The organism is Stenotrophomonas sp. KH_029 (genome assembly GCF_057839765.1).
Window position 1 is genome coordinate 1,409,646 of sequence record NZ_CM174498.1, and the last position, 26,781, is coordinate 1,436,426.

Annotated in this window: 23 protein-coding genes; 10 read left to right on the top strand and 13 right to left on the bottom strand. The window is 67.4% G+C overall.

Annotation, left to right across the window (positions count from 1 at the left end):
- Positions 1-4 precede the first annotated feature (4 nt).
- From frr to AC3ITM_RS06475, 3 genes are all read right to left on the bottom strand, one after another.
- The gene (gene frr / locus AC3ITM_RS06465; RefSeq protein WP_228887650.1) at positions 5-562 is read right to left on the bottom strand and encodes a ribosome recycling factor; all 558 of its coding nucleotides are present in this window, start codon (positions 560-562) and stop codon (positions 5-7) included.
- A gap of 215 nt (positions 563-777) precedes the next feature.
- Positions 778-1,509 (bottom strand): UMP kinase, encoded by a 732-nt coding sequence (gene pyrH, locus AC3ITM_RS06470; protein ID WP_228887651.1) that lies wholly within the window; start codon positions 1,507-1,509, stop codon positions 778-780.
- A 112-nt stretch (positions 1,510-1,621) separates the two neighbouring features.
- The gene (locus tag AC3ITM_RS06475) at positions 1,622-3,121 is read right to left on the bottom strand and encodes a GGDEF domain-containing protein (protein ID WP_489269244.1); all 1,500 of its coding nucleotides are present in this window, start codon (positions 3,119-3,121) and stop codon (positions 1,622-1,624) included.
- Between the two features lie 302 nt (positions 3,122-3,423).
- On the opposite strand from AC3ITM_RS06475, the gene AC3ITM_RS06480 reads away from it, so the two are divergent.
- Positions 3,424-4,119 carry an AIM24 family protein gene (locus AC3ITM_RS06480; protein WP_228887653.1) on the top strand — a complete coding sequence of 232 codons (696 nt, stop codon included), beginning with the start codon at positions 3,424-3,426 and terminating at the stop codon, positions 4,117-4,119.
- A gap of 467 nt (positions 4,120-4,586) precedes the next feature.
- Here AC3ITM_RS06480 and tsf read toward each other — a convergent pair whose 3' ends face one another.
- From tsf to AC3ITM_RS06520, 8 genes are all read right to left on the bottom strand, one after another.
- A complete protein-coding gene (gene tsf, locus AC3ITM_RS06485; protein ID WP_228886523.1) occupies positions 4,587-5,465 on the bottom strand; it encodes a translation elongation factor Ts in 879 nt (292 codons plus the stop codon).
- Between the two features lie 126 nt (positions 5,466-5,591).
- Positions 5,592-6,464: a 30S ribosomal protein S2 gene (rpsB, locus tag AC3ITM_RS06490; protein ID WP_489269247.1), complete on the bottom strand. Its 873-nt coding sequence runs from the start codon at positions 6,462-6,464 to the stop codon at positions 5,592-5,594.
- Between the two features lie 214 nt (positions 6,465-6,678).
- The gene (locus AC3ITM_RS06495; protein ID WP_489269249.1) at positions 6,679-7,410 is read right to left on the bottom strand and encodes a fimbrial biogenesis chaperone; all 732 of its coding nucleotides are present in this window, start codon (positions 7,408-7,410) and stop codon (positions 6,679-6,681) included.
- Complete coding sequence (locus tag AC3ITM_RS06500; RefSeq protein WP_489269251.1) at positions 7,389-7,661, bottom strand: hypothetical protein; 273 nt, start codon at positions 7,659-7,661, stop codon at positions 7,389-7,391. The genes AC3ITM_RS06495 and AC3ITM_RS06500 overlap by 22 nt, the downstream gene beginning before the upstream one ends.
- Positions 7,662-7,743: 82 nt before the next feature.
- Positions 7,744-8,805, bottom strand: coding sequence for a Csu type fimbrial protein (locus tag AC3ITM_RS06505; protein ID WP_489270045.1), 1,062 nt, complete (start codon positions 8,803-8,805; stop codon positions 7,744-7,746).
- Positions 8,806-8,807: 2 nt separating this feature from the next.
- The gene (locus AC3ITM_RS06510; protein ID WP_489269253.1) at positions 8,808-11,189 is read right to left on the bottom strand and encodes a fimbria/pilus outer membrane usher protein; all 2,382 of its coding nucleotides are present in this window, start codon (positions 11,187-11,189) and stop codon (positions 8,808-8,810) included.
- A 7-nt stretch (positions 11,190-11,196) separates the two neighbouring features.
- Positions 11,197-11,955: a fimbrial biogenesis chaperone gene (locus AC3ITM_RS06515; protein ID WP_489269255.1), complete on the bottom strand. Its 759-nt coding sequence runs from the start codon at positions 11,953-11,955 to the stop codon at positions 11,197-11,199.
- Positions 11,956-11,964: 9 nt separating this feature from the next.
- Positions 11,965-12,495, bottom strand: a complete 531-nt coding sequence (locus tag AC3ITM_RS06520; protein ID WP_489269257.1) for a Csu type fimbrial protein — start codon at positions 12,493-12,495, stop codon at positions 11,965-11,967.
- A gap of 263 nt (positions 12,496-12,758) precedes the next feature.
- Here AC3ITM_RS06520 and map point away from each other — a divergent pair, with 263 nt between their 5' ends.
- The 5 genes from map to dapE are packed head-to-tail and all read left to right on the top strand — an operon-like array spanning position 12,759 to position 18,745.
- Entirely contained in the window at positions 12,759-13,532 is a 774-nt protein-coding gene (gene map / locus AC3ITM_RS06525) for a type I methionyl aminopeptidase (RefSeq protein ID WP_489269259.1), read from the top strand.
- 20 nt (positions 13,533-13,552) lie between these two features.
- Entirely contained in the window at positions 13,553-16,174 is a 2,622-nt protein-coding gene (locus AC3ITM_RS06530; protein WP_489270046.1) for a [protein-PII] uridylyltransferase, read from the top strand.
- Positions 16,174-17,250 carry a 2,3,4,5-tetrahydropyridine-2,6-dicarboxylate N-succinyltransferase gene (gene dapD, locus AC3ITM_RS06535; protein WP_489269261.1) on the top strand — a complete coding sequence of 359 codons (1,077 nt, stop codon included), beginning with the start codon at positions 16,174-16,176 and terminating at the stop codon, positions 17,248-17,250. The genes AC3ITM_RS06530 and dapD overlap by 1 nt, the downstream gene beginning before the upstream one ends.
- Positions 17,251-17,258: 8 nt before the next feature.
- Entirely contained in the window at positions 17,259-17,621 is a 363-nt protein-coding gene (locus AC3ITM_RS06540) for an arsenate reductase (RefSeq protein WP_489269263.1), read from the top strand.
- Positions 17,618-18,745: a succinyl-diaminopimelate desuccinylase gene (gene dapE, locus AC3ITM_RS06545; protein ID WP_489269265.1), complete on the top strand. Its 1,128-nt coding sequence runs from the start codon at positions 17,618-17,620 to the stop codon at positions 18,743-18,745. The genes AC3ITM_RS06540 and dapE overlap by 4 nt, the downstream gene beginning before the upstream one ends.
- Positions 18,746-18,926: 181 nt before the next feature.
- Here the strand turns inward: dapE and AC3ITM_RS06550 are convergent, their stop codons facing one another.
- Positions 18,927-19,610 carry a pentapeptide repeat-containing protein gene (locus tag AC3ITM_RS06550; protein ID WP_489269267.1) on the bottom strand — a complete coding sequence of 228 codons (684 nt, stop codon included), beginning with the start codon at positions 19,608-19,610 and terminating at the stop codon, positions 18,927-18,929.
- Between the two features lie 170 nt (positions 19,611-19,780).
- Positions 19,781-20,674, bottom strand: coding sequence for a tetratricopeptide repeat protein (locus tag AC3ITM_RS06555; protein WP_489269269.1), 894 nt, complete (start codon positions 20,672-20,674; stop codon positions 19,781-19,783).
- 324 nt (positions 20,675-20,998) lie between these two features.
- Here AC3ITM_RS06555 and asnB point away from each other — a divergent pair, with 324 nt between their 5' ends.
- The 4 genes from asnB (at position 20,999) to AC3ITM_RS06575 (ending at position 26,578) form a co-directional block, all read left to right on the top strand.
- Positions 20,999-22,690, top strand: a complete 1,692-nt coding sequence (gene asnB, locus AC3ITM_RS06560) for an asparagine synthase B (RefSeq protein WP_489269271.1) — start codon at positions 20,999-21,001, stop codon at positions 22,688-22,690.
- 94 nt (positions 22,691-22,784) lie between these two features.
- Positions 22,785-24,170, top strand: coding sequence for a cation:proton antiporter (locus AC3ITM_RS06565; protein ID WP_489269273.1), 1,386 nt, complete (start codon positions 22,785-22,787; stop codon positions 24,168-24,170).
- 343 nt (positions 24,171-24,513) lie between these two features.
- Positions 24,514-25,002 (top strand): bacterioferritin, encoded by a 489-nt coding sequence (gene bfr / locus AC3ITM_RS06570; RefSeq protein ID WP_489269275.1) that lies wholly within the window; start codon positions 24,514-24,516, stop codon positions 25,000-25,002.
- A 253-nt stretch (positions 25,003-25,255) separates the two neighbouring features.
- Positions 25,256-26,578 (top strand): hypothetical protein, encoded by a 1,323-nt coding sequence (locus tag AC3ITM_RS06575; RefSeq protein WP_489269277.1) that lies wholly within the window; start codon positions 25,256-25,258, stop codon positions 26,576-26,578.
- The last annotated feature ends 203 nt before the right edge of the window (positions 26,579-26,781 follow it).

The window sequence follows — 26,781 nt, forward strand, 5'->3', positions numbered from 1 at the left end:
GGGCTCAGACCGCCATCAGTTCCTTTTCCTTTTCGGCAACCACACTCTCGACGTCCTTGATGGACTTGTCGGTGAGCTTCTGGATGTCGTCTTCGCCGCGCTTCTTGTCGTCTTCGCTGATCGCCTTGTCCTTGAGCAGGGTGGCGATGGCCTTGTTGGCGTCCTGGCGGATGTTGCGGATGGCGATCTTGGCGCCTTCGCCTTCCTTCTGCACCTGCTTGCCCAGCTCCCTGCGGCGCTCTTCGGTCGGCGGCGGCAGGTTCAGGCGGATCACGGTACCGGCCACGTTCGGGGTCAGGCCGAGGTCGGAGGCGTAGATGGCCTTTTCGACGTCCTTGATCATGCCCTTGTCGAACAGGGTGATGACCAGCGAGTGGCCTTCGGACACGCTGATCGAGGCGACCTGGTTCAGGGGCGTGTCGGTGCCGTAGGCCTTGACCGTGATCCGGTCCAGCAGCGCCGGCGAGGCGCGGCCGGTGCGGATGGAGGTCAGGGTGTGCTTCAGAGCATCGATGCTCTTTGCCATGCGCGTCTGCGCGTCCTGCTTGATATCGTTGAGCATCGCCCGAATCCTGGATGTCACTGGGAATCGGGCGATTATAGGCGAATACGGGGCGGCGGCATCGCATTCGCGCTGTCGCACCCACGGTTGCGGTGCAACTGCGGGCCCCTTTTACCCCCTCCCAAACCCCCACCGCTTCGCGGTTGCCCCCTGACTCAGGGGGCTGTGCCCCCGATCAGCGGTGGTGGCTGCTGCGGTCGTGGATGAGCTTCGGTTCAGGCAGCCTGGTCGCGACCGCGGACCAGGGTGCCGATGTTCTCGCCGTGCAGGATCTTCAGCAGTTCGCCCGGCTGGCCCATGTCGAACACGCGCAGCGGCAGGTCGCTGTCGCGGGCCAGGGCGAAGGCGGCGGTGTCCATCACTTCCAGGCCGCGGCGGATCACCTCGTCATAGGTCAGGCTGTCGAAACGGACCGCGTCGCTGTACTTGTTGGGGTCCTTGTCGTACACGCCATCGACCTTGGTGGCCTTCAGCAGCAGGTCCGCGCCGATCTCGATCGCACGCAGCGCCGCGCCCGAATCGGTGGTGAAGAACGGGCTGCCGACGCCGGCGGCGAAGATCACCAGGCGGCCTTTTTCCAGGTGCCGGATGGCGCGGCGGCGGATGTAGTCCTCGCACACGTCGTTGATCTTGATCGCGCTCATCACCCGTGCCTTGGCGCCGAGCTTTTCCAGCGCGTCCTGCATGGCCAGGGCGTTGATCACGGTGGCCAGCATGCCCATCTGGTCGCCGGTGACCCGGTCCATGCCGCCGGCGGCCAGGCCGGCGCCGCGGAAGATGTTGCCGCCGCCGATCACCAGCGCCACTTCCGCGCCGGCCTGCTGGGCTTCGATCACCTCACGCGCCAGGCGGTTGATGACCTTGGGGTCGATGCCGTAGTCCTCGTCTCCCATCAACGCCTCCCCGGAAACCTTCAGAAGAATGCGGCGATAGGCGAGATTGGACATGGTGACCTCTGGATGCGTGGAAAACGCGCAAATTCTACTGGAAGCCGGGCCGCACGGCAGCTTTATTTTGCTGCGATGCGGCATGGCGACGCGCGCCGGCCGGGGCCGCCGTTCAGGCCGGGGCGGTTCCCGGCGAACGGGCGATCACCCGGTTGCGACCCAGGTTCTTGGAGCGGTACAGCACATCGTCGGCGGCCTTGAGCAGGTCCTGGACATCGGCGAAACGTTCATAGCCGCCCTGGGTGGCCACGCCGGCCGAGAAGGTCACAAACAGCGGGCCTTCGGCCAGTTCGGCCATCGGGGTGGCGACGATGGTGGCCAGCACCCGGCGTACCACTTCCAGCGCCACCGGTTCGGTGGTATTGGGCAGCAGGGCGATGAACTCCTCGCCGCCGAAGCGGGCCACCGTGTCGCTGGTGCGCAGCTGCTCCTGCAGCTTGCTGGCGAACATGCGCAGCACCTCATCGCCCATCAGGTGGCCGTGGGCGTCGTTGATCTTCTTGAAATCGTCCAGGTCGATGAAGGCCACCGACAGCGGCCAGCCGTGGCGGGTGGCGCGCACGAATTCCTGTTCCAGCACCGCTTCGAGCTGGCGCCGGTTGAGCACGCCGGTGAGGGCGTCGCGGTGGGCCTGTTCGGCCAGGCGGTTGGCGCGTGCTTCGAACTCGTCGGCGCGCTGGCGGGCCAGGGCGGCATCCTGCAGTTCGCGCAGGTTGCGCAGGGTGGCCAGCTCCTGGGCGTGGTCGATCAGCTCCTGGACGCGGGCCGGGGCGAGCACGGTGGTCTCGAACAGGGCGCTGATATCGGGCAGGGCTTCGCCGATGCGGGCCAGCACCTGGTCGAACTGGGCGCTGTCCAGCTGCAGGGTTTCATTGACCTGCTGCAGGGCGTGTTCGCGCGCGGCATCGGCATCGGCCGCCAGCCAGATGTCGGCCACCGCGCCGGACAGGGCCACGCAGGTCTGGAAGGTGTCTTCGGCCTGGGCCGGCGTTTCGCTGCGGGCGATGGCATCCACCAGGTAGCGCGGCAGGTCCCACTGTTCGGCCATCCACGCGCCGACCTCGGCATGGCTGCACTGCAGGTGCTCGCGTTCCAGCGCCACCAGCGCCTCGTTGTCCCGGGCCTGGCGCAGCAGCGGCAGGTACTGCTCGGGCTGCGACTGGGCCAGCACCAGCACGCCGATGTCCTGCAGCAGGCCGGCCAGCATCAGTTCTTCGGCCTTGCGCAGGCCGCGGGCCTGGCCGAGCAGGCTGGCGGCCAGGGCGCTGAGGATGCTGCGCCGCCAGGCGCGTTCGCGCAGGTCCTGGCCGGCACCGGCGCCGGTCAGGTCCTGGGCGACGGTGAAGCCCAGCGCGAGGCTGACGGTGGCGTTGAGGCCGAGCATGGTCAGCGCCTGGCCGAGGTTCTCGATCCGGCGGCGGCTGGCATACAGCGGCGAATTGGCGATGCGCAGCATGCGCGCGCTCAAGGCCATGTCGATGGCGATGATGTCGGCGGCGGTGGTGATGTCCGCTTCCGGATCCTGGGCCAGTTCGATGATGCGCAGGGCAATACCGGGCGGCGAGGGCAGGTTGCGGCAGAGCGCCAGGGCGGCTGTCAGCTCGGGAGGCATGGCGGGGCTATTGGTGTGTTGTGGCAAGAATACATGGAGTGCGTCACAGATTTGAGTGTGGGGGCTTGCGCTCGACACGGTCGTTGCGTGGGCGGTCGGGCGCCTTGCGCCACGCAAGGCAAAACGGCCGGGCGGTGACGGGGATGGCGCGGCCAGGGTCTTTGGTAGCACATCCGCCGGGCGATGGGGGGAATGGGCCGCTGTCGGGTATGCCCCGGAGCGCCGATGGCGGCAGGCCACGGCTGCGCGGAATGGCGCCGGGCGCTACCATGCGCGCTCTCTCAACAAGGAAGCTGTACCCCATGGCCGTGAAGTCGCTCCAGGAATTCCTGTCCACTACCCAGGAAAAGGATGTCAGTGCCGATGCGTTCGAGCTGGAAAGCCTGCATATGCTCGAGGTGCGCGTTGATGGGATGATCTGGGCCAAGGCCGGGTCGATGGTGGCGCGCAAGGGTGGGGTCAAGTTCACCCGTCAGGGCCTGCTCGAGCAGGGGCTGGGTACGCTGCTGAAGAAGATGGTCAGCGGCGAGGGGCTGCAGCTGATGAAGGCCGAGGGCCAGGGCCGGGTCTACCTGGCCGATGCCGGCAAGCAGGTCACGCTGCTGCGGCTGGCGGGCGAGTCGATCTTCGTCAACGGCAACGATGTGCTGGCTTTCGAGCAGGGTATCGAGTCGAAGATCACGATGATGAAGAAGGTGGCCGGGATGCTGTCCGGCGGGCTGTTCAACATCAAGCTCAGCGGCAGCGGGATCGTGGCGATCACCTCGCACTACGAGCCGATGACGCTGCCGGTGACCGCCCAGGGCGGGCCGGTGTTCACCGACCCGAACGCGACGGTGGCCTGGTCCGGTTCGCTGGTGCCGGAGATCGTGGCCGACATTTCGCTGGGCACGCTGGTTGGCCGTGGGTCGGGCGAGACCCTGCAGATGAAGTTCGCCGGCGAAGGCTGGGTGGTGGTGCAGCCGTACGAGGAAGTGAGCTTCCAGTCCAAGGGCTGAGGCGGGTGGCAACCGACCGTTGGTCGGTTGTGCGGTTGCGGTAGCAACGGCAACGGCAACGGCAACGGCGGTAAGTCACTGCAGTCTGGCTTGGGTTGGCGCGGGTGGGTTTGCGGGACACGCCGTAAACCCATCCGTGGGGGCTTGGCGAAAACTTGCTCGCATGCGCTTTCCTGCGCATGCGGCAAGGCCGGGGTTGGGCGTCCTGCCCAACCCGTCCGGCGTATACGCCGGACCCATGTTTTCGACAGTCCCGCCAACCCACCCACGCCAACCCTCCACACATTGCCGGTGCGCAGAGAAACAGCGGTAGGTCCGAGCCATGCTCGGACGTCGCGTCCTCCTCACGCGCGGAAGATCAAGGCGCCGCTCTTCGCAAAAGGCATTAAAAGACCACACACAAAAAAACCCGGCCGAAGCCGGGTTTTTTCGTCATCGCGCCAGCGCCGAAGCACTGGCTGGATGCATCAGGCCAGACCGGCCTGCTTCATCACTTCGGCGGCGTAGTCTTCCACCACCTTCTCGATGCCTTCGCCGACGGCCAGGCGCTGGAAGCCGATCACTTCGGCGCCGGCAGCCTTGAGCACCTGCTCGACCGACTGGTTGGTGTCCAGCACGTACGGCTGGCCGTACAGGGTCACTTCGTTGACGATCTTGGCGATCTTGCCGCTGATGATCTTCTCAAGGATGTCGGCCGGCTTGGCCTTTTCCTTGTCGGACATCTTGGCCAGCTCGATTTCCTTTTCCTTGGCAACGAACTCGGCCGGCACGTCGGCGGCCTTGTTGTGCGGCGGGTTCATCGCAGCCACGTGCATGGCCAGGCCACGGGCCAGCTCTTCGTTGCCGCCGGCCAGCTCGACCAGCACGCCGATGCGGCCGCCGTGCACGTAGGCCGCGACGTTGTTGGTCGATTCCAGGCGCACGATGCGACGCACGTCGACCTTCTCGCCGACCTTGGCGATCACCGCAGCGCGGGATTCTTCGACCGACTCACCGGACGGCAGCTTGGCTGCCTTCAGCGCGTCGATGTCGGCAGCGCCCGAGCTCAGGGCCACCGCGGCGACGGCCTTGGTGAAGTCCAGGAAGTTGCTGTCCTTGGCGACGAAGTCGGTTTCCGAATTGACTTCGACCAGCACGGCCTTGCCGCCGTCCTGGGCCGCCACGATGATGCCTTCGGCAGCCACGCGGTCAGCCTTCTTGTCGGCCTTGGCCAGGCCGGACTTGCGCAGCCATTCGGCCGAGGCGTCGATGTTGCCGCCGTTTTCGACGAGTGCCTTCTTGCACTCCATCATGCCGGCGCCAGTGCGCTCGCGCAGTTCCTTGACCAGGGAAGCAGTGATTTCCACGGGATTTCCTCACGAAAGAAAGGGGTTGGGCCGGCATGGTGGCCGGCCCGTGTGACAGTGTCCTGTCCTCGCGCCATCGGCAGCGGGCAGGAGCGGTGGGCGCCTGGCGCCCACCGCGGGCCTGGATCAGGCCTGGGCTTCGCCAGCGGCGTCGGCAGCCGGAGCGGCGTCGGCAGCAGCCGGGGCAGCAGCGGCCGGAGCAGCAGCGGCCGGAGCAGCAGCGGCCTTCTTGGCCGGAGCGCGGCGGGCCGGCTTGGCTTCTTCGGTGGCCGGCGCGTCGGCGAACTCTTCTTCACGGACGGTGGCGGCGTGCGGTGCGGCGGCCTTGCCTTCCAGCACGGCGTCGGCAGCGGCGCGGGCGTACAGCTGCACAGCGCGGATGGCGTCGTCGTTGCCCGGGATCGCGTAATCGACCAGTTCCGGGTTGTAGTTGGTATCGACCACGGCGATCACCGGGATGCCGAGCTTCTTGGCTTCCTTGATGGCGATGTCTTCATGGCCGATATCGATCACGAAGATCGCGTCCGGCAGGCGGTTCATGTCCTTGATGCCGCCCAGCGAGGCTTCCAGCTTGTCGCGCTCGCGACGCAGGCCCAGCACTTCGTGCTTGACCAGCTTCTCGAAGGTGCCGTCGCTTTCGCCGGCTTCCAGTTCCTTCAGGCGGGCAACGGACTGCTTGACGGTACGGAAGTTGGTCAGGGTGCCGCCCAGCCAACGCTGGTTCATGAAGGGCATGCCGCAACGCTCGGCTTCTTCGCGGATCGATTCGCGGGCGCTGCGCTTGGTGCCCAGGAACAGGATGGTGCCGCGCTTCTGCGCAACGCTGGAAATGAAGTTCATCGCGTCATTGAAGAGCGGAACGGTCTTTTCCAGGTTGATGATGTGGATCTTGCCGCGGGCGCCGAAGATGTACTGGCCCATCTTGGGGTTCCAGTAACGGGTCTGGTGGCCGAAATGGACGCCGGCTTCCAGCATCTGACGCATGGTGACCTGGGGCATTGCAGTAACTCCTGATAGGGAACCGGCCGCCACGGGTAATAGATGGGCGGTCCGCCGCAAGGCGGGTGGTTCCGGGGTTTGGCTTCCCTGTCGCTTCCGTGACCGAACTCCTTGCGGAGCACCCCGGCACGGATATGGGCGGCAGGTGTGGATTCACCGGTGACGTCCGGTGTTGACGGTTTCCTGCATCGAATGAGGCATGAGATCCGGTCGATTATAGCCCGGTGCCCGGCGCCGGTGCAATCCCGGGGCCTGGGGCGGCCAGGGTGGCTTCGGCCGCATCGCCCCGGCGGGCGCGGAATTCCCCGCCGGCATAAGCCTGCGCCGGGCCCGGGAGGGACCAGCGCCGGAATCGGTGCGCCAGCACGTAGCCGGCCAGGCCTGGCGCCAGCGGGTGGCGCCGGCCCGTGGCATCGACAAACACCAGGTCGGCCAGGCGGGCGTGCCGCGCGCCGGCATTATGCAGCAGCAGGGTGGCCTGGCCTGCGGCGTCGGCCTGTACCTGCGCGGTCAGGGCCGGTGCGGCGGGCGGCTCCACGGCCGGGGCCAGGAACACCGGCAGCGAGATCCGCAGCGCCGGGCTGTCCGCGCCGGCCTGCAGGACCAGTCGGTAGCCGCGCTCGTGGTCGACCGGGGCCGGGCCCAGGCGCACCACGCGCAGGCGCTGGCCGGCCCTCGCTGCGATGTGCAGGTCTGCCGGGCTGACCGCCAGGTCGTCGGCCGCTACCAGTACCTCGCTGTCCTCGGTCTGCTCCCAGCGGTACAGCCGGGCCTGGCCGGCCCACGCGCGGTCGTCGGGGTTGTGCAGCCACAGTTCGCCCTGCGCCGTGTCGGCCGTGATCCGCAGCTGCAGCGGCGAGACTTCCAGCGCGCGCACCGCCGGTGCGCAGGCCAGCAGGGCCAGCAGCAGCGCGCGGCCGCCGGTCAGAACGTGATGGTGAGCCATCGCCGCTCCTCGACCGTGCCGCCCGTGGGGAGCGGTGGGGGCGTCAGTGCCTGCACCTGGGGCGGGGGTGGTGCCTGGGCATCGCTGCGCTGGTGCGCCACCGCGCATACGCCTGCGCGCGGGGCGCGGTCGAGTCGGCAGCCTTCGACCACGCGCAGGTTGATCCGCAGCGGCGCGCCGGGCGTCGCGGTGGCGGTCAGGCACGGCAGCAGGGTCGCGGCCAGCAGGGCGCGGGTCAGGCAACGGTTCATCCGGTTCGGCGGCAGGAGGTACAGGCCGTTATCGGCGCGCCCCGGCGGTGCTTGAGTGGCGCCGCTGCCCGGCCGTGGGCGCCTAGTAGGTGATGTTCACCTGGATCACATCGCTGTAGCTGCCCTGTGCCGGGATCGCGCCGGTGGTGGGCGGGGTGCGCCCGAACACCGTCAGGGTCTGCGCCGCGCCGCTGCCGGTGCCTGCGACGGTGTCGGTGTTGATCGTGTTGCCCCAGCGCAGGCTGCGCGCGGTGTCGCGGTACAGCTCATAGGGGAGGTAATGGCTGGCCCCGCCGCCGGGCGGTGTCATGCGCATGCGCCGCACGTTGCCGAGCGCGTTCTGGCCGTTGTCCAGCCCGATCGTGTAGGCGGTGCGGTTGATGCAGGTCAGGCGGATCGTCGAGGTCTGGTCGATGTTGCTGGCCACCGCGCCGGCGTTGCTGCCGAAATCCATGTCGGTGGTGACATAGGTGCTGCACTGGGGCAGCACGGTGGCGCTGGTAGTGAAGGTGAAGGCATTGCTGGCGGTCTTGTTGCCGGTCACGCCGCTGAGCGTGTTGCAGGCGGCCGGCATCGGCGCGGCCAGCAGCAGGCGTTCGTTGTAGGCGTACTGCAGGGTCACGTTGGCGGCCGAGAAGACGCTGGAAAAGGTGCCGGCCGACAGCGTCTGCCCGGCCGGGACGCGCCCGTACAGGGTGATGCTGGTGGTGCCGCTGCCGCCAACCAGCGGTACTGCGTAGGTGAGGTCGAGCGCGGCCGCGGCCGGCGACCCGCCGGGAACCTGGCCCCAGATCGTGGTGCGCGACGCATCGCTGTACAGCTGGTAGGCCAGGGTGTCGCCGCTGCCCAGCGGTGGGGTCGCATTGATCGCCATGCTGCGGTTGGGCAGCAGGGTGGCGCCGGTGCTGCCCGGGCCCAGGCCGATGCACATGCGTACCGACGCGGTGGCCACCAGGCTCAGTGCGAAGGTACTGCAATTGATGGTGATGCTGAAGTTCGCATCGGTCGCGCCGGCCGCGCCGTTGGTGATCGTGCCGAACGGCAGGGCGGTGGGCGCCAGTGCGGTGCAGGTGGTCTCCGCGCGCGCGGCCGGGCTGCCGGGCAGGCCGGCCAGCACCAGGCACAGCAGGAGCAGGCGGCGCATGCTCATGGCGCGGTCCGGCGCCGGCAGCGCAACGGGCCGGCCCGGGTGTCGTCGGCGCGGCGCATGCTCAGGACGACGCTGCAGCGGCCTTGCGGGGTGTCCACCTGCAGCCGGGTCTGCGCCGGTACGTCTTCCAGGTAGGTTTCACCGTCATAGCCCACCGTGGCGGCCCGGCCATCGGGCAGGCGCACCTGGCTGCCCGGCGCCAGCGGTCGGTCGGCCGCATCGTGCAGTACCACGGTCAGCGCGCGCGTGCGGCGCAGCCCGAAGCTGACCCCCGTTCCGGCGTTCTGGCGCGGCGTCACCCAGGCATCCACGCGCTCGGCGCGCATGTTCGCGGGCAGGTCCAGGGTGTCGATCGACAGCCGGTTGCGCTGCCAGGACTGCAGCGGGGTGACCAGCAGCAGGCCGTTGCGGTCGGTGACGCCGATCGGGCGGTTTTCCAGCCGCACCGGGATGCCGGCAAATCCGTCGGTGGATACCACGGCGAAGGCATCGGGAACCTCGCGCGCGGCGAACAAATGCCCGTCCATCCACACCAGGCTGCCACCGGCATTGGCATAACCGAAGCTGGCATCGCCCTGGCGTGCCAGCCCCAGCGAATAGCGGCCGACCCGGTTCAACCAGCCCACTTCGGCCAGCCCGCCGGCGCCGCCATCACCGTCGCGTGCCTGCAGGCGCCAGCCGTAACCGCCCTGGCTGCCATCGCCGGGCACCGGCTGGGACAGGTCCACCGCATACAGGTTGCGGTCGCCGTTGCGCTGCGCCGATACGCCGGCCTGGCGGGTGCTGCCCAGGCTGATCGACACCGACAGGTAGATGCTGCGGTCCTCGCGCCGTGACAGGTTCTGGTTGAATGACAGGTACGAGGAGACACGGTCGGAAAAGCGCTTGTTCCAGAACAGGCTGGCGTAGCGGTTGTCTTCGCCATCGGGGTAGGACAGCCGCAGGTAGCTGGCGCTGAACGACCCGGCCCGCTGCAGGTCCACCCCCACGGTCAGCTGGTCGGTGACATCGGGAGCCAATGCGTTCTGCAGGGCGCCCAGGTCGCGGTAGTGGCCGTGGGTGCGCCGGGTGGAGGCGTTGACGTTGACGCGACGGTTGTTCCAGCTGTAGCCCAGCGCCCATTGGCCCCCGTCCAGGTTGTGCAGGCGGCTGCGCGCGTAGGACGCATTGACCACCCCGGCCTGGCCCAGCAGCCACCAGCCGCCGGCGCCGACGTTGCCGACCCCGCCGCCGGCTTCGGCGTGCAGTTCGGCGGTGAAGCGGTTGCTGGCCCCGTAGCGCCAGGTGCCGCTGGCGATCGTCGGCGTTTCGTAGGCGAACGAGCGGATGCCGTACCCGCGGCGCATCCGGCCCACGCCCAGCGACCAGTCCGACAAGCCCTTGGCCAACAGCTGCCGGGTGCCGTAGAAGGCGAAATCCAGGGTGCGCATGCGACCGTAGGCGTCGGTGATCACCACCTGCGCGTTGCCGGTGCCGTTGATGCCCGGCTGTGCGGCCAGCTGGAACGGGCCCACCGGCACCTCGCCGTTGTACTGGCGCAGGCCGTCCACATACAGCTCGACGTTGGACGGCACCACCGCTTCGCCCAGGAAGCTGGGGGTGGGGGTCAGCACGCGGTATGGCTGCAGGCCGTAGTTGCGGCCGACCTGGATGCCGCCCATGCGCACCGGCCGGCTCCAGTCGACGAAGCCGCTGAAGAAATCGCCAACGGTCAGGGTCACCGCGCTGTCGGGGAGATCCAGTTGCCAGCGGCTGTCCAGCCGCACGCTTTCGCCGTGCCAGTCGCCTTCGGCGCCTCCCTGGTAGCTGCGCAGCAGCTGGCTGCTTTCCAGCACCCCGCGGCCCAGCCCGAACAGCCGCCATTCGGTGGTCAGGGCCAGGTTGCCCAGGGACTGGTTGTGGCTGGCGTACAGGTCGTAGTTGAGCAGCGCGCCCGGCGAGGCGCTGGCGACAGGGGCGGCCTCGACGGGCCGGCCGATCTGCGTGGTCGGCAAGCTGAGCTGGCCAAGGGGCACCTCCAGCGCCAGCGTCTGCATCGCCGCGTCGTAGCGCACCACTACCCCGCTGAGCTGGTCCAGCGCGACCGGCGCCTCGCCGCGCGCGGCGAAGCCCAGCTGGCGCAGGGTGGCGGCCGATGCCAGCAGCCGACCGCCGGACAATGTGAAAGGCAGCAGTCCACGCGGGGCCTGGTTGAGGGTGACCTCCAGGTACAGGGTCTGCGGCGCGGTCAGTGGCGTCGGCGGTGGCAGCATCGCCTCGCTGGACGGCTCCAGCACGCCCAGGTCGGCCGCGCCCGCGGCCGCTGGCGTCGCCGCCGTGGCGACCCCCGCCGTCAGCATGCCCCCCGAAAGCCCGCCAGCGGCCAGCGCCATCTGCATGCAGGCCTCAGCGAGCCGGTGGCGTGGGGGACAGCGGCGTCGGTTCCGACTCGCCATTGATCTTTGCCCAAAGGGTGGCGCCGGCCATCCGCGCCGGGTCGATCTTCAGCGGCCAGCGCATGCTCTGCCCGCTGAGCACGTAGCCGACCAGCCCGGGCTGGAACACCTGCGGGCGCTCCGACGGGCCTACCGCCAGGTCGGCGAGCTGGGCATAGCTGTTGCCGCGGTTGTGTACCTCCAGTACAAGGCTGCCGTCGGCCTGCGCGGTCACGCCGGCCTGCAGGTCATGGCGGAGCGGCTGCCCGCCGGCGGGCTGCACGAATACTGGCAGCGAGTAGCGCAGTACGAACTGCATGCCGCGCCGCTCCGGGTCCAGGGTAGGCACTTCGTCCACGATTACCCGGTAGGACAGCTGCATGGCCGGGGCCTCCGGCTGCGCGCGCACCACCCGGAGCAGCTGCTGCTGGCCGGCTGCCAGCGATTGCATCGGCGGGCTGACCGTCAGGTCGGTGGTGGGTTCCAGGCTGTCGCGGCCGTCGCGCTGGGTCCAGCGGTAGACCCGGGCCTGCACGCTGACCGGCGCGGTGCCGCTGTTGCTGATCCACAGCGCATCGGCGTTCTGCCGGGGTGTCAGCTGCAGGGAGGTCGGGGCTACCTGCAGGCTGGCTGCCTGCGTGCCGCCGGCCATGCCCAGCAACCAGGCCAGGGCAGGCGCATGCCACTGCCGCCTGGCGCGCGCGCGGCGCACCCGTGCGAAGACGAGCATGGCGGCCCCTCAATAGGAGATGGTGGCGGTGACGGTGTCCTGGTAGTTGCCGGTAGCCGCGTTGTTCACGCTGAGATTGGCGATCTGTCCATAGACGTTGTAGGGCACGGCCAGGCCCGTGCCGATCCCGGCCACGGTGTCGGTGCCGGTAGTGGCGCCCCAGACGGTGTTGTGCCCCACATCCTGGTACAGCTGGTAGCCGATGAAATTGTTGGTGGTCACCGCGACGTCGGTGTTCTGCATGCGTCGCGTGGTCACGTCGTTGGCGGTGCCCGCGTTGGCGCCGGCATTGAGCGCGATGGTGTAGGGGGTCAGCGCCGAGCACTGGGCGGTGATCGTGCCCTGGGCGGTGGTAGGCGTGGTGGCGGTGGACAGCGCCGAGCCGAAATCCACGTCGGTGGCCGCGGCCGCGGTGATCGTGCAGGCCTTGGTGATGATGATCCTGACGTTGAAGGTGGTGGTGTCGGCGGCCAGGGCCGGGGCGGCCGTGGCCAGCAGGCCGAGGCTGAACAGCAGGGGATGCAGGGATCGCACGGGCATGCTCCTTGGACTGAGTCCTGGATGAACAAGTCGATACCGCGGTGCTGCGGGGCGGGCGCCGGGCCGCACTTACCTCTGCTTATAGGGCCGCCGCTGTCGGGGGCGCGTGAGGGGGCTGGCCGTTTCCTGGCGGTTTACGCAGCGGTGCCGCGCCGGTCCACCCCGCAAGGCCCGCCGTCGGGCGCCCCCGCCCCGACCCCTGCGCTGTCAGCATTCCGCCCGTGCCCGTTCAGACTGGCTCCGGATCGGCGATAATGGGTGCCATGAGCGTGAATCTTAAAACCCCCGAGGAAATCGAACTGATGCGCATCGCCGGCCGCCTGGCCAGCGAAGTGCTCGACGTGGTCACCCCGCATGTAAAACCGGGCGTGACCACCGAAGAGCTGGACCGCATCTGCCACGACCACATCATCAACGTGCAGAAGGCCACGCCGGCCAACGTCGGCTACCGTGGCTTCCCCAAGACGGTATGCACGTCGGTCAACAACGTGATCTGCCATGGCATCCCCAGCGAAGCCAAGGTCCTCAAGGACGGTGACATCGTCAACATCGATGTCACCGTGATCAAGGATGGCTGGCACGGCGATACCAGCCGCATGTACTACGTCGGTACGCCCTCGGTGATGGCCAAGCGCCTGGTCGAGGCGACCTATGAGGCGATGTGGCGCGGCATCCGCGCGGTCAGGCCGGGCGCCACGCTGGGCGACATCGGCCATGCGATCCAGAGCTACGCCGAGGGCGAACGCTTCAGCGTGGTGCGCGAGTACTGCGGCCATGGCATCGGCAAGGTCTACCACGACGAACCGCAGGTGGTGCATTACGGCCGCCCAGGCCAGGGCCTGGTGCTGCAGCCGGGCATGACCTTCACCATCGAGCCGATGATCAACGAGGGCACCCGCTACAACAAGGTGCTGCCCGATGGCTGGACCGTGGTGACCAAGGACCGCAAGCTGTCGGCGCAATGGGAGCACATGATCGCGGTCACCGAGACCGGCGTGGACGTGCTGACCCTGTCGCCCGGCGAATCGCAGGTCTGAACATGCTGCCGGCGAGCCCGATGCTGGACGCGCCGGCCGATGCGGTTGCCGACCCCGACTGGGCGGCGCTGGCGCGGCAATCGCTGCAACAGACCGATGCGCGCCTGTACCGCCGCTTCGACCAGGGCGACAACATCGAACGCCTGCTGGCATTGCGCGCACGCGCGGCCGACCATCTGATCCGGCTGGCCTGGCAGCGTTGCCTGCCGGCCGCCAGCGGCCTGGCGCTGTTTGCGGTGGGCGGCTATGGGCGCGGCGAGCTGTTCCCGCGCTCGGACATCGACCTGCTGGTGCTGGGCCCGCCCGGGCAGCAGCGCCTGCACGAAGCGCAGCTGGCGCGGCTGTTCGCGCTGCTCTGGGACTGTGGGCTGCCGGTCAGCCATGCGGTGCGTTCGGCCGAGGAGTGCAGCCAGGCCAGCGCCGACCAGACCGTGCTCACCGCGCTGATCGAATCGCGCCCGGTGCTGGCCGACGAGGCTGCGCGCCAGGCCTTGAAGGCGGCAGTGAACGTGGCCGGCCTGTGGCCGCCGCGCGAGTTCTTCCTGGCCAAGCGCGAGGAACTGCTGGCCCGCCACCAGCGGTTCGGCGACACCGCCGACAACCTGGAGCCGGACATCAAGGACGGCCCCGGCGGCCTGCGCGACCTCAACACCCTGGGCTGGATGGCGTTGCGCGCCTTCGGCGTGCGCGACCTTGAAGCCCTGGTCGGGTTGGGCCACCTGGGCCCGGACGAAGCGGCCGCGCTCAAGCGCGAACGCTGCGCGCTGGCGCGGTTGCGCTTTGGCCTGCATCTGGTCGCCAACCGCCCCGAAGAACGCCTGCGCTTTGATTACCAGAAGACCCTGGCCGCGCGGCTGGGCTTTGCCGACGACCCGGAAAGCCTGGGCGTGGAAAAGATGATGCAGGGCTTCTACCGCAGCGCCACCGTGGTGCGGCGGATCAGCGACCGCCTGCTGCAACGCTTCGAGGAACAGTTCGACGGCGAAGCGGTGCCGCAGCCGGTCAGCGTCGGTTTCTCGCTGCGCCGCGGCTACCTGGCCGCCAATGATGCCGCGTGGCCACAGGGCGACATCGAGCAGGTGTTCGCGCTGTTCTCCAGCTGGGCCTACAACCCCGATGTACGCGGCCTGCATTCGCTGACCGCGCGCGCGCTGGCCGAAGCCCTGGCCGGCCTGCCGCCCTATACCGAGGCCAGCGTGGCCGCGCGCGAGCAGTTCATGACGCTGCTGCGCAGCCCGCGGGCGGTCGATACGCTGGGCCGGATGGCGCGGCTGGGCGTGCTTGGCCAGTGGATCCCCGCGTTCGCGCAGGTGTCCGGGCGCATGCAGTTCGACCTGTTCCATGTCTACACCGTCGACCAGCACACCCTGATGGTGTTGCGCAACATCGGCCTGTTCGCCAGCAGCCGCGCCGACGAGCGTTTCTCGATTGCCCACGAAGTATGGCCGCGCCTGCGCAAGCCCGAGCTGCTGCTGCTGGCCGGGCTGTTCCACGATATCGCCAAGGGCCGCGGCGGCGACCATTCCGAACTGGGCGCGGTGGATGCGCGCGCCTTCTGCCAGGCGCATGCGCTGAGCGGTTCGGACACCGAACTGGTGGCGTGGCTGGTCGAACAGCACCTGCGCATGTCGGTGACCGCGCAGAAGCAGGACATCTCCGACCCGGAGGTGATCCACCGTTTTGCCACCCTGGTGGCCAGCCGCGACCGCCTGGACTACCTGTACCTGCTGACCTGCGCCGACATCGCCGGGACCAGCCCGAAACTGTGGAACGCCTGGAAGGACCGGCTGCTGGCCGACCTGTACTTCGCCGCGCGGCGCGCGCTGCGCGAGGGCCTGGAGAACCAGATGCCCGCGGCCGAACGCGTGGCCGAGGCGCGCGAATCGGTGCGCGCGCTGGTGCGCGAGCGCGGCTACGACGATGCCACCATCGAACGCCAGTTCGCGGTGATGCCCGATGAGAGCTTCATCCGCCTGCGCCCGGAGCAACTGGCCTGGCAGGCCGCCGCGCTGGTGCCGCTCAGGCAGGGCCAGACCCTGGTCAAGGTGCGCCGGATCACCGCCGACGACGATGCGCTGGAAGTCTTCGTGCATTCCCCCGACCGCGACGGCCTGTTCGCCGCGATCGTGATGACCCTGGATCGCAAGGGCTACGGCATCCATCGCGCGCGGGTTCTGGACGGCCCGGCCGACACCATCTTCGATACCTTCGAAGTCACCCCGGCCGACAGCTTTGCCGACGGCGACGCGCTGCGCCTGCAGGCCGCGCTGCGCGAGGCGCTGGCCGGCGACCTGACCCGGCTGCGCCCGTCGCGCCGGGTGATCCCGCGCCAGCTGCGGCATTTCCGCTTCGCCCCGCGCATCGAGTTCCGCGAGGCCAGCGACGGCGGCAGCCAGGGCACCCGTTTCAGCCTGATCGCGCCCGACCGCCCCGGCCTGCTGGCCGACGTGGCGTTCGTGCTGCGCAACCAGCGCCTGCGCGTGCACGACGCACGCATCGCAACGTTCGGCGAACGCGCCGAAGACATGTTCGTGATCAGCGATGAGCACGACCACCCCCTTGCCGAATCCGCCAGGCAGCAACTGCACGATGCAATGCTGGCCTGCCTGGACCCTGATCGAAACGCCGGAGACCCCCACTGATGGCTACCAAGCCCGCCAAGAAGACCGCCGCCAAGCCCGCGCCGGCCAAAAAGACCGCCGCTGCCAAGGCCGCGCCCGCCACCAGGCCGGTTGCGGTGAAGAAGGCCGCCGCGAAAAAGGCGGCGCCGAAGAAGACGGCCGCTGCCAAGCCGCTCGCCACGCCGGCCGAGGCTGCCGCCAGGCGCAGCGCCAGCCGCGATGCCACCATCGCGCGCAAATCGCTGCGCAAGCCGGCCAGCCCGGGCGTGGAGGAACTGAAGTTCGGCATCGAAAGCGCGTTCGAGCGCCGGGCGATGCTGACCCTGCACGAACTGGAAGGCTCGACCAAGCCGCTGGTCGGGCGCGTCATCGACGGCCTGGAAACCGGTGAATTCCGCGTCGCCGAGCCGGATGGGCACGGCGGCTGGAAGGTCAACGAATGGTTGAAGAAGGCCGTGTTGCTGTACTTCCGGGTCAACGACATGGCCGTGGTCGATGCGCGCCCGGCGCCGTTCTGGGACAAGGTCGAATCGCGCTTTGCCGGCTTCGATGAAGCCAAGTTCCGCCGCGCCGGCGTGCGCGTGGTGCCCGGTGCGATCGCGCGCCGCGGCAGCTACTTCGGCAAGGACGTGGTGCTGATGCCCAGCTTCACCAACATCGGCGCCTACGTCGGCGAAGGCACCATGGTCGACACCTGGGCCACGGTGGGTTCGTGCGCGCAGATCGGCAAGCATTGCCACCTGTCCGGCGGCGCCGGCATCGGCGGCGTGCTCGAGCCGCTGCAGGCCAGCCCGACCATCATCGAAGACCATTGCTTCATCGGCGCCCGTTCGGAGGTGGTGGAAGGCTTCGTGGTCGGCCACCACAGCGTGATCGGCATGGGTGTGTTCCTCGGCCAGAGCACCCGCGTGTACAACCGCGCCACCGGCGAGGTCAGCTACGGCTCGGTGCCACCCTACAGCGTGGTGGTGTCCGGCCAGCTGCCGTCCAAGGACGGCTCGCACTCGCTTTACTGCGCGGTAATCGTCAAGCAGGTCGACGCCAAGACCCGCAGCAAGACCAGCGTCAACGACCTGCTGCGCGGCCTGGCCGACTGAGTGCTGCGATGACCACGACCGTCTACGGATTGAAGAACTGCGATACCTGCAAAAAGGCCGTCAAGTGGCTGGACCGCTTCCAGGTGGCCTATACCTTCGTCGACTATCGCGACCACAAGCCCACGCCGGAGACCCTGGTCGACTGGGCCGCCCAGGCCGGTGGCTTTGCCGCGTTGATCAACAAGTCCTCCACCACCTGGCGGCAGCTGCCGGACAACCGCAAGGCGGCCGATTCGGACGCGGAGTGGAAGCTGCTGCTGCGCGAGTACCCGCAACTGATCAAGCGCCCGGTGGTGGTCAGCGCCGATGGCGCGATGACCCAGGGTTTCTCGGACAACGGCTTCAAGCAGCGGTTCGGAGTGGGCGCGTGAGCGATGTCGTCGGCTTGACCTGCGAGCTGATCGCGCGCGCCTCGGTCACCCCCGAGGACGCCGGCTGCCAGGCACTGCTGGCTGGCCGCCTCGAGCGCGCGGGCTTCCACTGCGAACACCTTCGCCTGGGCGAGGTCGACAACCTGTGGGCGACCCACGGGCAGGGCGGGCCGGTACTGGTGCTGCTCGGACATACCGACGTGGTGCCGACCGGGCCGATCTCGGCCTGGACCAGCGCCCCGTTCGATCCGCAGATCCGTGACGGCGTGCTGTACGGGCGCGGCGCGGCGGACATGAAGGGCAGCGTGGCCGCGTTCGTGGTGGCGGCCGAACAGTTCGTCGCCGCCCATCCCGGGCATCGGGGCACCCTGGCGGTGCTGCTGACCAGCGACGAGGAAGGCGACGCCATCGACGGCGTGCGCCGGGTGGCCGATATCTTCCGCGAACGCGGGCAGGCGATCGACTGGTGCATCACCGGCGAACCGTCCTCCACTGCCGTGCTCGGCGACCTGCTGCGCGTCGGCCGTCGCGGCAGCCTGTCGGCGACCTTGACGGTGACCGGCGTACAGGGGCACGTCGCCTATCCGGACAAGGCGCGCAACCCCATCCACCTGGCCGCTGCGGCGCTGGCCGAACTGACCGCGCGGCAGTGGGACGATGGCTTCGAGAGCTTCCCGCCGACCAGCCTGCAGATTTCCAACATCCACGCCGGAACCGGTGCCAACAATGTGATCCCCGGCCAGCTGCAGGTGCTGTTCAACCTGCGCTACAACCCACACTGGAATGCCCCGGCGCTGGAGCAGGAGATCGCCGCGCTGCTGGACCGGCACGCGCTGGACTACACGCTGCGGTGGCATCGCAGCGGCGAGCCGTTCCATACCCCGGAAGGCAGGTTGCGCCAGGTGGCGCGCGAGGTGCTGGGTGAGTTTGCCGGCGCGCCGCCGGAGGAAAGCACCGGTGGTGGTACCTCCGATGCCCGCTTCATCGCCCCGTTGGGCGCGCAGTGCATTGAAGTGGGGCCGGTCAATGCGAGCATCCACCAGGTCGACGAGAACGTCCGGGTGGCGGATCTGGAAGCCTTGCCGGCGCTGTATCAGCGCTTGATCGAGCGGCTCTTGGCCTGAATCCAGGGATGGAGCTAACCGTCGTTCGATTGCGGTAGTGCCGGCCGCTGGCCGGCTCTCGTGATTGCCAGACCGAAGGAGGAGCCGGCCAGCGGCCGGCACTACCGGAGGGGCGTGCTGCGCCGACCAACGGTCGGCACCTGCCATGTCAGGTAGGAACCGACCGTTGGTCGGTTTGCCGTTACGCCACGATCAACCCGAACGCGGCCAATGCGGCGGCGGCCTGTCGCTGCGAAATCACCGCCTTCCTGAACAGCTTGGCATCCATCACGTTGAGCCCGCTGATATCGGTGCCGCGCAGGTCGGCCCCTTCGAAACGGGTCAGCCGGGTCTGCGCATTGCGCAGGCTGCCACCGTTGAACACCGCATCGCGGAAGTCGCAGCCGGACAGTTCGGCCTCGGAAAAATCCAGGCCCTCCAGCTGCGCCTTGCGGAACGACAGCCCGCGCAGATCGGCGCTGACCAGCAGGCAATCGCGGAACTCCAGCGCCCAGCCGGTGACTTCCTGCAGATGGGCGCCGGTGAGCTTGCAGTCGTGGAACTGCACCGAAGACAGCGTGGCGCGGCGCCAGTGACTGTTGTTCAGATCGCAATGCGAGAAACGGGCATCGCCCAGCAGCGCGGAACTGAAATCGCATTGGCCGCCGCGGCATTTGACCCACCGGCTTTCCTCCAGCGAGGCGGCCAGCCAGCTGGCCCCGGCCGCCGAGCACTGGTTGAACTGGAAACCGTCCATGTCCAGCCGCGAGTAGTCGCCACCATCGAAGCTGCAGCCCTCGAATACGGCCGCGCGCGGGTGCGCGGCGATGATCGCCTGCATGCGCTCGCGGGGGATGGGCTGGTCACGGAAAGTAGCGCTGTTCATGCCGCCATTCTGGGCCAGATCCCGGCGCCGATGCAGGCTTGTCGACGTGGGCGATGTGTGTACAGCGCAGCCAGAGCAGGGTAGTGCCGGCCGCTGGCCGGCTCCGCTGATTGCCCCGAGCCAGGAGCAGCCGGCCAACGGCCGGCACTACCGGCTTCAGTGTCGCGTTGTCATTCGAATGTCCAGAACGGCGGGGCGATCGCCCGCCGCCAGTAGGACTCCTCGGCCATGTAGAAGTCCTGCGCCTGGGCCTTGGCGAACCAGGCCGCGGCCGCGTCCACGTCCTTGTCCAGTCCATCGCCGCCACGGCCCAGGGCCAGCCCGGCAAGGTACTGGCCGTATACATTGCCCTGCGCGCCGGCGCGCTCATACCAGCGCAGCGCTTCGGCCTTGTCCTGCACCACGCCGATGCCGGCTTCGTACAGCGTGCCCAGGTCGACCTGGGCTTCGGCATTGCCGCGTTGCGCGCGGCGCTGGATGCGTGCGACCAGCGGGTTCGGTGCCGGCCCGGCCTGGATCGGGCTGCCATGTTTGGCCGAACCGCTGGTGGCCACGCGCAGGGGCTGCAGCTTGTACAGCTCGCGCATGTACACCGCCGAACGCAGCCGCCAGCGCAGCGCGCCGTCCAGGTCGCCGCGGCGCTCGTACCATTTTTCCAGGTCGTCCATCGCATACGGCGAGCCGTGGTAGGCCGCGCGCTGGTACCAGTGGAAGGCCTTGCGCGCAGAAGGCTTGAGCACCACCGCCTCGGGTTTCTGCGGGGTGTCGGCGCTGTCCAGCCGGCCGCGTTCGAGGATGGTGCCGAGCTGTTCCTCGGCGCCGGTGTGGCGGAACGTACGCGGCGTGGTGGCCGCCGCGCGGGCGTACCAGTCCAGCGCACGTACGTCGTTCCAGCCCTGGTACATCCTGGCCACGCGCATGGCCGAATCGAAACTGCCATCGGCGGCAGCGGCCAGTGCCTGGCGTTCGCTGTCGCTGACCGGCCGCCGCGGGGCGCTGGCGCAGCCGGCCAGGGCCAGCAGCATCAGCGCCGGCAGCAAGGGGCGGAGGGAGAAAGGGGGCATCCATGGCGTCCTGCAGTGGGGACGGCCATTATCCGCGCCGCTGCCAGCGCGCCCACTGAATCGGTTGCCATCGCAACAGTTGCACGGCGTCCCAAAGCCGGGTACGGTCGGTGCATGTCCTCGCTCCCGGCCACCGCCGTCACCAATACCAACCGCAATAATCTGCGCGCGAACAATCGTGCGCGGCCGATGCGGGACTGCGACCAGGGCTAGTACAAGCGACACGCCCGGACCCCAGAAAACCCGCATCGGCCGATGCGGGTTTTTTTGTGGCCGCTCGAACGCATGCACTACGTGTATCCCCCATCATCAGGAGTTGTTCCCATGTGTTCGATCTTCGGTATTTTCGGCCTGCAGGCAGGCGATGACCTCCCGGCCCTGCGCCGCCACGCGCTGGACCTGTCGCAGCGCCAGCGCCACCGTGGCCCGGACTGGAGCGGGGTGTATGCCGATGCCGGCGCCATCCTGGTCCACGAACGGCTGGCCATCGTCGACCCGGCCGGCGGCTCGCAGCCGTTGCTGTCCGAGGACGGCCAGCTGGCGCTGGCGGTCAACGGCGAGATCTACAACCACCGCGAACTGAAGGCCGAACTGGCCCAGCCTTATGCGTTCCAGACCGGTTCGGACTGCGAGGTGATCAACGCGCTGCACCGTGAAGATGCGCCGGCCTCGTGGTTGAACCGCCTCAACGGCATCTTCGCCTTCGCGCTGTGGGACCGCGACGCCCAGCGGGTGCTGATCGCCCGCGACCCGATCGGGGTGGTGCCGCTGTACTGGGGCCATGACAGCGCCGGCCGGCTGGTGGTGGCCTCCGAACTGAAGTCGCTGGTGGACATCTGCGCCGACGCCGCCCAGTTCCCGCCGGGCCATTGGTACGACAGCGCCACCGGCACCCTGACCCGCTACTACCAGCGCCCGTGGCGCGACTACGACGCGGTCGAAGGCGTGGAAGCCGACCGTGCCGCGCTGCGCGAGGCATTCGAACGCGCCGTGCACCGCCAGCTGATGACCGACGTGCCGTATGGGGTGCTGTTGTCCGGCGGCCTGGATTCCTCGCTGGTGGCCGCCGTGGCTGCGCGCTATGCACGCCACCGCATCGAGGACGGGGACCAGAGCGAGGCCTGGTGGCCGCGCCTGCATTCCTTCGCGATCGGGTTGAAGGGTTCGCCCGACCTGGCCGCCGCGGAAATCGCCGCGCAGGCCCTGGGCACGGTCCACCACGGCTTCGAGTACACCTTCGAGGAAGGCCTGGATGCGTTGCCGGAAGTGATCCGCCACGTGGAGACCTACGATGTCACCACCATCCGCGCGTCCACCCCGATGTTCCTGCTGGCACGCCGGATCAAGGCGATGGGGGTGAAGATGGTGCTGTCCGGCGAGGGCAGCGACGAGATCTTCGGCGGCTACCTGTACTTCCACAAGGCGCCCAACGCGCGCGAATTCCACGACGAACTGGTGCGCAAGCTCGATGCGCTCAACAACTACGACTGCCTGCGCGCCAACAAGTCGATGATGGCCTGGGGCGTGGAGCCGCGCGTGCCGTTCCTGGACCGTGAGTTCCTCGACGTGGCCATGCGCATCGACGCCCGGCACAAGATGGTCGGGCAGGGCGGCGACGGCGCACGCCGGATCGAGAAGGCGGTGCTGCGCGAAGCCTTTGAAGGCTATCTGCCCGAGTCGATCCTGTGGCGGCAGAAGGAGCAGTTCAGCGATGGCGTCGGCTACGGCTGGATCGACGGGCTCAAGGCGCACGCCGAACAACAGATCAGCGACCGGGTGATGGCCGCGGCCGACAAGCGTTTCGTGCACAACCCGCCGCAGACCAAGGAAGCGTATTACTACCGCCATGTGTTCGAGCAGTACTTCCCGACCCAGGCGGCGGCCGAAACGGTGCCGGGCGGCAAGTCGATCGCCTGCTCCTCGCCGGCGGCGATCGCCTGGGATGCCAGCTTCGCGGCGATGGCCGACCCGTCCGGCCGTGCGGTGGCGGGGGTGCACGAACAGGCCCTGGCCTGAGCCTGGCGGCGGTGGCGCGGTGCAACGGCACCGCGCCACTGGCGGGAATGCCGCCAGCCCGTAGAATCGCTCCGTCAATCGATGGGGATCGGTAATGGAAGCAGGAACCACCGGCGGCATGCGCCGCAGCGGGCTGGCATGGCGCTACCTGGGCTGGGTGGCGGTGCCGTTGCTGGTGGGCCTGGGCCTGGCGCGCTACGCCGGCCCCAGCGCGGCCACCCAGGTGGCGCGCGCCGAATCGTCGCTGGGGGCGGACTGGGCCGCGCACCTGCATGCGCCGCTGGGCCTGTTCCTGATGCAGTTGCTGGTCCTGCTGCTGGTGGCCAAGGCCGCCGGCTGGCTGTTCCGGCGTCTGGGCCAACCGGGTGTGATCGGTGAGATGGCCGCCGGCCTGATGATGGGCCCACTGGTGCTGGGCGCGCTGTTGCCGCAGGTGCACGGCACGCTGTTTCCGGCCGCTTCGCTGGGGTCGCTGGGCCTGCTCAGCCAGCTGGGGGTGCTGATGTTCCTGCTGGTCGCCGGTGCCGAACTGGACCTGGGCGGCTTGCGCGGGCGTCGCCGTTTCGCGTTCGTGGTCAGCCATGCCGGCATCGCGGTGCCGTTCGTGCTCGGTGTGGCGCTGGCGATCTGGCTGTACGGCGCGCATGCGCCCAGCGGGGTGGGGTTCACCGGCTTTGCGCTGTTCGTGGGCATTTCATTGAGCATCACCGCCTTCCCGGTACTGCTGCGCATCCTGGCCGACCGCGGTATGACCGGCACGCCGCTGGGCCAGACCGCGATCGCCTGTGCGGCCTTGGGCGATGCCACGGCCTGGTGCCTGCTGGCATTGATCGTGGCTGCCGCGCAGGCGCAGGGCTGGGTACCGGCGACGATCAACCTGGTCTGCGTGGTCGCCTTCGTTGCGCTGATGCTGGGCCTGGTACGGCCGTGGTTTTCGCGGCGGGTGATCGCGGCCGGGCAGGAAGGCCGCTGGTTGCTGATCATGCTGCTGATGGCGCTGGGCTGTGCGCTGGTGACCGAGATGCTGGGCATCCATGCCTTGTTCGGTGCGTTTGCCGCCGGCGTGGCGGTGTCGGGCAATGCGACGTTGCGGCATACGGTGGCCAGCAGGGTCGAGCCGTTCGCGGTGACCCTGCTGCTGCCGCTGTTCTTCGCGATGACCGGATTGCGCCTTCGCGCCGATGCGCTGCAGGCCAGCGATGCGCTGTTGTGCGTGGTGGTGATTGCAGTGGCCACCCTGGGCAAGCTGCTGGGAACCTGGAGCGCGGCGCGCAGTGCCGGAATGGGCAGCGCGGAAGCATGGAAGCTGGGCGCGCTGATGAATACGCGCGGGTTGATGGAGTTGATCGTGCTCAACCTGGGCTACGAGCTGGGCTTCCTGGGCGACCGCCTGTTCGCGGTGCTGGTGATCATGGCGCTGGTGACCACCGCGATGACCGGGCCGCTGTTGAACGGAATGGAGCGGTGGAAGCGCCGGTAGCCGACCTGCGCCCGGCGTTGGGCGGCCGGGCGCAACGGAAACTCGCGGCAGGGCTGGCTCGCAAACGACTGTCAACCGGGATGATCGGCAACGCGACCTGCAGGCACCGCCGGTAGGGTCGGTTCCCGAACGACTGCCGATAACGCTGATCGGCAGGGAAACGCAGGGCCATCACCGAAGCCCTGCATCCCGCCCGGTACAGGTGCGGTGCCCACGGGCCAGCGGCGCGGATGTGAAGGACATGTGGATACCGAGCCAAGCGCAACTGCAACTGATTCCGATTAGATCATTGGAATTTCGGATGGGGCACCATGGCGCCCATCGATTCATCAGGAGCACCCCCATGAAAGGCAACCCGGACGTCATCGCCTGCCTGAAGGAACTGCTGCGCGGCGAGTTGGCCGCGCGCGACCAGTACTTCATCCATTCGCGCCGCTACGAAGACCAGGGTCTGTTCGCGCTCTATGAGCGCCTCAACCACGAAATGGAAGAAGAGACCCAGCACGCCGATGCGCTGCTGCGCCGCATCCTGTTCCTGGGTGGCGACCCGGACATGCGCCCGCATGCCTTCGAGCCCGGCAAGACCGTGGAAGAGATGCTGCAGAAGGACCTGGATACCGAATACAGCGTGCGCCACAACCTGGCCGCCGGCATGAAACTGTGCGAACAGCACCAGGACTATGTCAGCCGCGACATGCTGCTGGTGCAGTTGAAGGACACCGAAGAAGACCATGCCTGGTGGCTGGAACAGCAGCTGGGCCTGATCAAGCGGATCGGGCTGGCGCTGTACCAGACCAGCAAGATGGATGCGAAGGGCACGGCCGCGCATTGAGTGCGGCATCGGGTTCCGCGCGCCAGCCAGCCTTCGCCAGCCAGCTGCTGAACCCCCGTCCGCCCGCCAGCTTGTGCCAGCCAGCGGTCGAGGGAAAAGCCGGGAAATCCCCGGCTTTTTCGTTTTTCTGGATAGGACAGCTCTTTGGTTTCACGCCATATAGGGCATTCTCAATTGATATGGAAATCGGCTCCGTTGACCAACTCGCGAGCTTTTGAGAGTCTCGCTGGGTCAAATACAGGGAGGGGGGGGCATGCAGGCGCAAACCATCGAGGACATCAAAGGCACTTTGGCAGGCTTCGAAGAGGTCCTAGAGTCAGTTGATCTCTCCAAGTTCAAAGGACAGAAATTCGGAGAGGAGCACGAGTTCACTGCGAAGTCTCTGGTTGTTGGATCCAGGGCTCTGGTCACTGACATTCGCGGGCAGATCGAAAAGCCTGGGCGACTCTTGAAGCTTTTGACAATGACAGAAAGGCGGTCGATTGCGGCTAATCTGAATGTGCTGAGATCTTCATTGCATGAACAGCAACTGTCGGCTGCTGCTGTAGTGCTCCAAGAACTGAAGGTAACTCTAAGGCCTTTCCACCTTCGTGGCTCTCCAGAAACCAGAGAGCAACTTGAGGTGGCAGTGGAAGCTCTCCACTTGCAGGTTGCAGCCATCAAAGATGAGCGAAGGAAAATCGCCGATGAGCAGGCAAGATTGCTCGAATTGTCCTCGGCCGTCTCCGTCAAGCTCGACGAGTGTGGGGCGCGGTTGAATGACATTGACGCGGCGAGCACATCTTTGGGTGATGTTTTGTCCTCTGCTTCGGCCAGCGAAGCTGAGATTACTCAGTTCAAGGAGGCAGCATCGTTGGCGTCTAGCGCAGCGGAAGAGTCTCAGGCCAGTGCGAATTCGAACAAAGAGCTGATAGACGAGTTCTTGAAAAAAGTATCGGTTAGAGAGTCACAGCTTCTTGACCAGCAGGTGAAGACCGATGCTTTTACGGAAGAGCTAACGAAGCATCGAGCTGCGATGAGCGCAATTGAGGAGGATGCTCGCGGAATTATTGAGTCGGCTAGAACAGCACTGTCTTACAAGACTGCCGAAGGCCTCAGTGCTGCTTTTAGCGAGCGGTACAATGAAACGAAGAGTGACTCGCAACGAAAGATCTGGATAATCGTGGCCGGGGTGCTGGTCGTCTTGGCAGTTGCGCTTGGCATCTGGATCACATGGGATACCAGTGTGACAATTGCAGTGGTGGCGGGTCGAGTTTCTTTAATTCCTATTCTTATTGCGGGTGCTTGGTTCTGCGCCCATCAGTACGTAAAGCTGGCGAACATTTCAGAAGAGTACGCATACAAAAGTGTGCTGTCGAAATCCATTGTCGGATTCTCTGGGCAGATGTCTAGGGATAATGATTCTGAGAGCGATCATTCGCACTACATCAGGACGGTTCTGGCGGAGATTCATACGAATCCGCTTAGGGCGCAGGGCAAGGCTGATGTCGCGCGAGATAAAATAGGTGAATTTGATGGGGCTGAGAAGCTCCTGAAGATCCTTTCGGAAGTTCAGAGAATTACAAAGCAGACATAGCATTTGATTAAGTGTGGTCTAGAGGGTGGGTCGGCTTACAGTTCAATGGTTAAACCCTTCATCTTCAGATGACTTGTCGAGGTTGAGGCCTCGCACTTCTAAATTTGGCTATGTCGGGGACGCGAAACGTCCTGCCAGCATGTAAAGACAGCTTGGTTCGCCTGCTAGCTGGGATTGACAGGAATAGAAGGTTCTTCTCCCAT